At 42.5% G+C, this 7,096-nt stretch carries 4 protein-coding genes; all 4 read left to right on the forward strand.

Annotation, left to right across the window (positions count from 1 at the left end):
* Positions 1-72 precede the first annotated feature (72 nt).
* The 4 genes from N483_RS09375 (at position 73) to N483_RS09390 (ending at position 6,768) form a co-directional block, all read left to right on the forward strand.
* A complete protein-coding gene (locus tag N483_RS09375) occupies positions 73-1,332 on the forward strand; it encodes a sugar MFS transporter (RefSeq protein WP_023400021.1) in 1,260 nt (419 codons plus the stop codon).
* Entirely contained in the window at positions 1,329-3,878 is a 2,550-nt protein-coding gene (locus N483_RS09380; protein ID WP_023400022.1) for a glycoside hydrolase family 3 protein, read from the forward strand. The genes N483_RS09375 and N483_RS09380 overlap by 4 nt, the downstream gene beginning before the upstream one ends.
* 332 nt (positions 3,879-4,210) lie before the next feature.
* Positions 4,211-4,786 carry a hypothetical protein gene (locus tag N483_RS09385; protein ID WP_023400023.1) on the forward strand — a complete coding sequence of 192 codons (576 nt, stop codon included), beginning with the start codon at positions 4,211-4,213 and terminating at the stop codon, positions 4,784-4,786.
* Positions 4,787-5,142: 356 nt separating this feature from the next.
* On the forward strand, positions 5,143-6,768 hold the full coding sequence (locus N483_RS09390) for a methyl-accepting chemotaxis protein (protein WP_023400024.1): 1,626 nt from the start codon (positions 5,143-5,145) through the stop codon (positions 6,766-6,768).
* The last annotated feature ends 328 nt before the right edge of the window (positions 6,769-7,096 follow it).

Genomic DNA, 7,096 nt, shown 5'->3' on the forward strand with positions numbered 1-7,096 from the left:
TTGTAATTTTAAAGCGCCGAGTTTGCAACACACGCTGTTGCATTAACTCGGTGTTGGTTGGAGTTTTTAATTATGGCAACCGAGTTTGCTTCAAAAGCTGCGCAAGTGGACCAATCTTCTGACTATCCTAAAAACATTGGTTTTGCACTCTGTGCGCTCACAAGTTTATTTTTCATGTGGGGCTTTATTACCTGCTTGAACGATATTTTAATTCCGTACCTCAAAGGTGCGTTTCAACTAAGTTACACGCAAGCAATGCTGGTTCAGTTTTGCTTTTTTGGCGCGTATTTTATTGTGTCTATCCCAGCGGGAAATCTGGTCAGTAAAATTGGCTTTCAAAAAGGCATTGTATTTGGCTTATTTATTGCTGCTTTGGGCTGCGTGATGTTTGTGCCAGCGGCGATTATTGGGTTATACGAAGTATTTCTACTTGCTCTGTTTGTATTGGCTTGTGGGATCACAATCTTACAAGTGTCTGCTAACCCGTATGTAAGCGCACTTGGTAAGCCAGAAACGGCACCATCTAGGCTCACACTCACACAGGCGTTTAATTCTCTGGGTACTACAATTGCACCATTTTTTGGTGCTTACCTTTTGTTCTCATCAGGGCAAGATACTGTGTCGAGTGGTGCCGAAGCCGTACAAGTACCATATCTATTGCTCGCGGCTGCCTTGGGGGTATTGGCCATTGTCTTCTCTGCGCTGAAGTTACCGAAACTCGTTGAGTCAAAAGATGAATCATCAACAAGTACAAGGCCGCTAACAGATCATCCGCATTTGATTCTTGGTGCAATAGGTATCTTCTTATATGTGGGCGCTGAGGTTTCTATTGGTAGTTTTCTGGTGAGCTTTTTACATCAACCTAGCATTGCCGGCTTAAATGAAGCACAAGCAGCCAAGCTGATCGCGTATTACTGGGGCGGCGCGATGATAGGGCGCTTCATTGGTGCAGCAGTGATGCAAAAAGTTTCAGGTGGAAAGGTACTGGCTTTTAATGGCGTTGTTTCAATGGGCCTCATTATATTTGCAGTGAATCAAACCGGTGCACTTGCTATGTGGGCAATGTTAGCGGTTGGTTTATTCAATTCTATTATGTTTCCTACGATTTTCAGTTTGGCAATTTCAGGTTTAGGTAAAGATGCAGGTCGTGGCTCAGGTTTATTATGTTTAGCGATTGTAGGCGGTGCGATCATCCCAATTTTACAAGGGGTACTTGCTGACAATATTGGCCTTAATGGTTCATTCTTCCTACCCGCAACGTGCTATATCTTCATTACTTATTTTGGTCTTTGGGGATGTCATAAAAAATCAGTAAAGGAGACTGCGCAATGAACAACTTAAAAGGAACAACGCTACTATATATTTGTATGGCGAGTTTGCTTAGTGCATGTGGTCAATCCAAAAATCTTGAAACAGAAGCAGAAATAGCAAAAGACCCATCAATTTGGCCAAATATTACCTCTGAGGTCGCTGCCTCCAAAGATGTTGAATCGCGTGTTGCCAAGCTTCTTGCCGATATGACAATTGAGCAAAAAGTAGCGCAAATGATCCAACCTGAAATACGCGATATTACAGTTGAAGACATGCGTAAATATGGCTTCGGCTCTTATTTAAATGGTGGTGGGGCTTTTCCAAATGGTGATAAACACGCTTCTGTGGCTGATTGGGTTGCCTTGGCGGAGTCTATGTATCAAGCATCTATCGATGCGTCTTTAGATGGTTCGTCAATCCCGACTATGTGGGGCACAGATGCGGTTCATGGTCACAACAATGTGATTGGTGCGACCTTGTTCCCACATAACATTGGATTGGGTGCAGCAAATGACCCTAAATTGATTGAAAGAATTGCTCAGGCCACCGCCAAAGAAGTACTGGTAACTGGCATTGACTGGATTTTTGCGCCAACGGTCGCCACTGTGCGAGATGACAGGTGGGGGAGGACCTACGAAGGATACTCAGAGGACCCTGAAATAGTCGGTGATTATGCTTATGCCATTGTGAAAGGGCTACAAGGTGATGGGCTCTCTAATTCCGTATTTAAAGAGCAACATGTGATCAGTACGGTCAAGCACTTTGTCGGTGATGGTGGCACACTAAAAGGAGATGATCAGGGGAACAATGTTGTTAGCGAAGAAACTCTGTTTAAAATTCATGCACAAGGTTACGTGGGCGGCTTAAAAGCTGGGTCTCAGTCGGTAATGGCATCCTTTAATAGTTGGCATGGTGATAAAATCCATGGCAATAAATATTTGCTGACTACTGTATTAAAAGACCGAATGGGCTTTGATGGTTTTGTGGTAGGTGATTGGAATGGTCACGGCCAGATCCAAGGGTGTAGCAATGATAACTGTCCACAAGCGATCAATGCTGGCTTGGATATGTTTATGGCCCCAACTCAAAGCTGGAAGCCTTTATTTTATAACACTGTCAGCCAAGTCAAGGACGGCACGATACCGCTGAGCAGAGTAAATGATGCGGTAAGTCGAATTCTTCGAGTGAAATTACGCGCAGGGTTGTTCAATAAACCAAGCCCTGCACAGCGACTTTATGCTGGCGAGAGCAAAATAATGGGTAATCAGCAACACAGAGCGTTAGCCAGAGAAGCCGTAAGAAAATCAATGGTCATGCTCAAAAATAAGGCAGGGATTTTACCGCTATCTGCCAAACAAAATATTTTAATCAGCGGAGATGGTGCTGATAACATCGGAAAACAGTCAGGTGGGTGGACTATTACGTGGCAAGGGACGAATAACGCAAATACAGACTTTCCTGGAGGTACTTCAATTTATGAAGGGATTAAACAACAGGTGTTGAAAGCTGGTGGTGAAATTACCTTGAGTGTTGATGGTTCTTTTGAAAAGAGCAACAAGCCAGATGTCGCGATTGTTGTGTTTGGAGAGGAACCCTATGCAGAAGGGCAAGGAGACCGACCTCATTTGGCATATCAATATGGCACTAACAAAGACTTGCAGCTAATAAAGTCCTTGAAGGCCCAAGGTATACCTGTAGTATCACTCTTCATAAGTGGTCGCCCTATGTGGGTAAATGCAGAGTTAAATGCCAGTGATGCTTTTGTGGCGCTTTGGCTGCCTGGTTCTGAAGGGGGTGGTGTTGCCGATGTGCTGTTAAGAGATATAAACGATAGTGTCCGATATGACTTTTCAGGCAGACTTTCATTTTCTTGGCCTAACTCACCAACGCAACATGTGAACCGTTTTGATGGACAAAAACCGTTGTTTGAATATGGTTATGGGCTGAATTACGAAAAAATTGATACTTTACAAGATAATCTGAGTGAGTTGTTTGACGTTAGCGCCAGTGTTAATGAAGTAGAGTTTTTATATGACGGTCAGCCCAAAAAACCTTGGGCACTATATTTAACTGAAAGTAATAAGAAAAAACCTGTTAAATCGAATAGCGAGCAGTTGAATGGGGTTGAATACAGAACGATTGATCGCTTTGTACAGGAAGACAGCATTCAATTGTCATTTAGCAACTCAGATATTGCGGGAATTCAATTACTCAGTAAGCATGGTTTCCCTGAAGATCTCAGTGCATATGTAAATTCGAATGCGTACCTCACCTTTGATATCTCATTGAAATCAGGCTCGCTTTCTCACACCTCTGTTGGCGTGAATTGTCAGGAAGAAACCCAGTGCAGTTCGCAAATTAAAATTCCAGACGAAACATTGAGCAGGCTAACTACAAATTGGCAGCAGATTGCTCTGCCTTTAAGTTGCTTCGAAAGCCTTGATGCTAAATTATCGCAGACCATGTCTCCATTTAAGATATCGCTTGTTGGTAACGCTGAAGTAGGATTGAGCAAAATAGCTTTGCGGGCTGCGGTTCCAAATGCTCTGATCATTGCTTGTGACTAACATGAGCGTGGTCACTTTTGTAATGGAGAAGCACAACAGAAGCACTGAGTAAGCGAACTGCTTAAATATATATTGCTTTGTAAATTCAGGTAAATCGCACAATGCCGTTTGCATAGAGTAAACGGCATGTTTGTATCCTGATATCTAGAAATATGGGACTGAGCTTCTTAATTTGAGCATAATTTTTGCAGCCCGTCACACTCAGCCTTTTGTTTGTTTTTAACTTAATCAGCGTGCCAGAGCGGGACTTTAGTATTGCAAATAAGGCAACTGTATGTCAGGATTTCGTCTTTTTTTTAACCATGTATAGTTTCATTCACGTCGAGGAAGTAATGTCAGAAGAAGTATTACCTAGATTAAATACCGATGAGCCTGCGCAGATGCAGTTCTATATTGTGTCTGCGAAAAAGTTTTGGACTCTTAGCTTAATGACGCTAGGCATTTATGCACTGTATTGGTTTTACAAACATTGGAGCGAATACAAGAAAAGCACTGGCGAAGATATCTGGCCAGTGCCAAGAGCAATATTTTCAATATTTTTTACCCATTCTTTATTTTCATTTATTGAGGTGAAGTATGAACAGGAAAATGGGGAAAAGCCGATTCGAATCATCCACTACGCAACTGCGTTTGTCATTGTGACTATTGTCGGCGGCATGATTAACACTAAGTCTGGCACTGGGCAAGTGGCGCTGTACATTGAGCTGGCGTGGTATTTAACTCTGGTTATTACCAGTTTCTGTTGTTTTAAGGCACAAATGTTGGTTAACAAGGCGAACAACGACCCTAGCGGTAGTGCTAATTCAAGCTTTACGCTTATCAATTACGTATTTATCTTTATTGGCGTAGCGCTATGGTATCTTGTTCTGCTAGGCACTTACACGTTATTGACGGACCAGTACTTGTAGTGTTTTCTTGATAAATACTTGAATCGCCAGTATGACATTGAGCACTGGCGAGATCTTTGCGCAGACAAACCCCCTTTGTTACCCCGTTAGCTTTGCAGTCAATTTATCAATTCATTTAAAGCCCTCAGGCTCATTTAACTGTTCAATATCAAGTACTGCTGCCATACATATAAATGATATAAATCACCGTTAGTATAGCCCTGATGTTTTTAGTAGCCAAAGTCACAATTGACTGCCAAGAGATCGTCAGACTGCGTATATGAAATATAACATTCGTCAAGTTTTTACATTGTAATTTCGTCATGTTAGTCAATACTAATCTTGAAGGTGCTTAGGCTCAGCTTAAGGAAAATTTGATGTTGAATAATTTCTCTGTACAAAGTCGGTTATTATCGCTGTCTGGCTTGCCTGCCATTTTGTTTGTTGTGGCGACAATCATTACGCTAACCACGATATCTCATCTTGTCACGAACATGGATAAAATGTACTCAGGTAGGGTGCTGCCATTAAAAGAAATTAAAGTTGTTTCGGACAATTACGCGGTTGTTATCGTTGATACCTTCCATAAATTAAGAGGTGAACAACTCACGTCCAGTCAGGCGCTCAGGAGTATTGAGGAAGCAAAGTCAATTGCGATTGAAGAATGGCAAATATACTTAAGTGGTAATTTGACCAGCCAAGAGCAAGCGATTGTTCAGCAAATAAAGCAGTCTGAGCGGGAAGTTAACCTGCTCATTGAGGAGTATAAATCACTGATATCGCAAGATAAATTTGACTCTGTACCTTACAGCCAATTTGTTAAAGACCTTTACGATACGTTTGATCCACTCAGTGAGGGCTACAATGAATTAATGGTGCTTCAGTTAGATGAAGCTAGCCAATTGATCAAAGTTAGCCATGCGGAGGCGGATGCCACGAGAGTTGGAATGATTATCGCGTCGGTGGTTGTTGTTGTGGCTATGCTGAGTGTAAGTTGGTTGATATACGGCTCCATACACAGACCATTAAAAGGGTTACGCAAGACAATTAAAATCATTGCACAAAATGCGGATTTAACCCAGCGTGTGCAAGTCTCAGGTGAAGATGAGTTAAGTGAGATTGGCAATGATTTTAATAAAATGGTCAATTGCTTGCACAATCTAGTCGAAAATTTAATGGAGATGATTTGCGAGCTCACTTCAACATCTAACAACCTGACGACAATCAGTTCTTCCATGGCCAATACTTCTCAGGATCAAGAGCAACAGACGGCCATGATAGCGACTGCGGTGACGCAAATGAGTGCGGCAATTCAAGAAGTTGCAAACAATGCTCAAAATACGGCCCACAAAGCGGAAACATCAGGCGAACTTGCTGAGCAGGGGACTCGTACAATTACGGATAATATTCAATCGATTGAGCGTTTGGCGCAATTAGTGGCTGATAACACAGAGCAAATACAGGCATTGAACACCCAAAGTAATGAAATTAACCAAGTTGTATTGATGATTCAAGGTGTGGCAGAGCAGACTAATTTATTAGCTTTAAATGCCGCGATTGAGGCCGCTCGAGCTGGTGAGTCCGGTCGTGGTTTCGCGGTTGTTGCTGATGAGGTTAGGCAGTTGGCGCACAATACACAAAAAGCGACTGAATCAATTAAAGAAATGATCTCGAAGTTGCAGTCGATGGCACAAAACGCAGTCGGCGCGATGGAAAATGCGCAATCTAGTGCGACGTCAAGCGTCGAAAAAGCGAATGAATCTGCCAAGTATATGGCGGAAATCAATAACGCAGTAAATGAAATCATTGATATGAATGTGCAAGTCTCAACAGCCACGGAAGAGCAAACATCGGTGATCTCTGAAATTAGCACCAACATCAACGAATTTAACAATAGTATTATCGAAATCGCTAAAAATGCGCAATTGAATGCTGAAGCAAGTAATGCGCTGGGTGAGTATACAAGCAGCTTAAAAGAGAAAGTTGACTCGTTCAAAACGTGATTGTCCCAGCATTGGTTTTAGTGGTGACGTATTAAGCGGCTGGTAAACTAGCTCATTTCACCTTGCGCAAAGTAAATGAACTCGCTGCGCTCACTGTCATTAATACTTTGCACTTAATTCACCTTGCGCAAAAGAACCGTGCTTACTGGATTTGCAGTCGTTGTCTCTTGCACTATGGACCCTGAAACAAGTTCAGGGTGACGAGGGAGGGGAATGCTGCCACGGTCAATACCCGTCATTGTGGGCTTGCCCCGCAATCCATGTTTATTGACGCTGTGTTGGTTTTAGAGGTGACAGCCTTAGCGGCTGTTAAACTAGCTCATTTCAC

The sequence above is a fragment of the Pseudoalteromonas luteoviolacea NCIMB 1944 genome (assembly GCF_001625565.1).
GTDB lineage: Bacteria > Pseudomonadota > Gammaproteobacteria > Enterobacterales > Alteromonadaceae > Pseudoalteromonas > Pseudoalteromonas luteoviolacea_F.